This is a genomic window from Mesorhizobium sp. M7A.F.Ca.US.005.03.1.1 (assembly GCF_003997975.1).
GTDB classification, from domain to species: Bacteria; Pseudomonadota; Alphaproteobacteria; order Rhizobiales; family Rhizobiaceae; genus Mesorhizobium; species Mesorhizobium ciceri.
In genome coordinates this window covers 1-1,943 of sequence record NZ_RZRO01000207.1, presented here as the reverse complement: position 1 = coordinate 1,943, position 1,943 = coordinate 1, and the positions used below count along the sequence as shown (strand labels likewise).

At 63.4% G+C, this 1,943-nt stretch carries 2 protein-coding genes; one reads left to right on the top strand and one right to left on the bottom strand.

Going from position 1 to position 1,943, the window contains the following annotated elements; translation table 11 throughout:
• A partial coding sequence (locus EN990_RS35160; RefSeq protein WP_164766237.1) for an NAD(P)-dependent alcohol dehydrogenase occupies window positions 1–787 on the bottom strand: 787 nt, incomplete at its 3' end.
• A 127-nt stretch (window positions 788–914) separates the two neighbouring features.
• Between EN990_RS35160 and EN990_RS35155 the strand changes: the two genes are divergently transcribed.
• On the top strand, window positions 915–1,829 hold the full coding sequence (locus tag EN990_RS35155; RefSeq protein WP_127369062.1) for a LysR family transcriptional regulator: 915 nt from the start codon (window positions 915–917) through the stop codon (window positions 1,827–1,829).
• Window positions 1,830–1,943 lie beyond the last annotated feature (114 nt).

Genomic DNA, 1,943 nt, shown 5'->3' with positions numbered 1-1,943 from the left:
CGATGATCGACAGCCGGCCGTCGGCGGCCAGCGCGTTCAGAGATCGCCTTGCATTGTCGCCGCCGACCATTTCCAGCACGTGGCTCACGCCCAGCCCGTTCGTCAGCTCACGCGCGGCATCGTCCCAGGCCGGTTGCGTGCGGTAGTTGATCCCTTGCCAGGCGCCAAGCTTTCTCGCCCGCTCAAGCTTTTCATCACTGCTTGAGGTGACGATGGCGCGCAGGCCGAACGCAGTGGCGAACTGCAGCGCAAACAGCGACACGCCGCCGGTGCCCTGGATCAGAATGGTCTGACCCGGCACCGGTTTGGTCGCCTCGGCCATGGCGAACCAGGCCGTCAGCGCCGCGATCGGCAATGTCGCGGCCTCGATGTCGCCGAGCGACGGCGGCGCCAGCACCGCGGCGTCCTCGCCGAAGATGACATGATCGGAAAGCATACCCGACAGCGACGACCCCAGCGTGTGCTTATGCAGCACCGGCGGTGCGTCGCCATCCGGCCAATCGGCGATCACCTGGCCAAGCACGCGCTGGCCGACCTGAAAGCGGCTGACCGCACTGCCGACGGCCACCACTTCGCCCACCGCGTCGGATGTCGGCACGAAGGGAAAGGCAAGGTCGGGGATCAGCACGCCGTCCACGATCATCTTGTCCTTGTAGTTGAGCGATACGGCCTTGGTCCGCACCAGCAAATCGTGCGGCCCTGGCTCGGGCACCTTGCCTTCCACCTGGCTTAGCCTGGACAGGCCAAAACCGCTCATCTGCCAGGATCTGTTGATTGGGGTGCTCATGTCGTCTCGCGCTCCGTGCATTGATGCCAGGCGAGACATTTATGCCTTTCGACTATAGAAAATAGTGCTTCCGTGCGGTATAATTTGACACTGATTGCGGACTAAAAGTCGACAATAGGAAATCGCCATGGAAACGGCCGACCTGCAAGGCACCGTTGCGTTTGTTCAGGCGGTGGAGGCCGGCAGCTTCACTAGCGCCGGCGAGCGGCTGCATGTGACGAAGTCGGCGATCGGCAAATCGATCGCGCAGCTGGAGCAGAGGCTCGGCGTTCGCTTGCTGAACCGCACCACCCGCAGTCTCAGTCCGACCAGCGAAGGCATCAGCTACTATGAAGCCTGCGTCCGGGCCCTGGCCGAGATCGAAGCCGCACAGTCGCTGCTCGCCTCGCGTCGGCAGGTCCCGTCTGGCCGGCTTCGGGTCGACGTGCCGCTGGCCTTCGGCCGACGCTGCGTCGCTCCCGTGCTGTTCGAGATTTCGAGGAAATTTCCGGACCTGACGGTTGAAATCTCCTTCAATGACCGCCGCGTCGACCTGATCGAGGAGGGCATCGACCTGGCGATCCGCATGGGCGAACTCGACGACAGCCTGTCGCTAGCGGCCAGGCGCCTCTATGCTCAGCGCTCGGCCATATGCGCGGCTCCCGACTATCTCGACAGGCACGGCCGGCCGCAATCGGTCGAGGATCTCGCCGATCACAGCGTCATTGGCTACGGTCGCGAGGGCATCGTCCGCCCCTGGGTGATCAGACATTCCGACGGCCATCTCGCAACCTTCGTGCCCAAGGCGCGGCTCGTTCTCGGCCATGGCGAACCGATGCTGGATGCGGCGCTCGCCGGCTGCGGCATCGCCTTCCTGCCGACATGGCTGGCCGCCGACAGCCTCAAAAGCGGCGATCTCGAAATGGTGCTGTCGGAATGCCTGGTCGAGAACATCGTCGTGCATGCCGTCTGGCCGGTGACGCGCGCGCTCACGCCAAAGGTGCGGGTTGTCGTCGACGCCCTCGTCGAACATTTTTCGGCGCCGCCCTGGGATGCCGCGTGAGCGAAATACCGGTCATTTCTCAAAAATCACGCCGGACTATTTTCGAAGACCGCGCCACAATGCTATTGACCGCTCATGTTATACGTCGAAATCGCTATCGTGGTCGTCCTCATC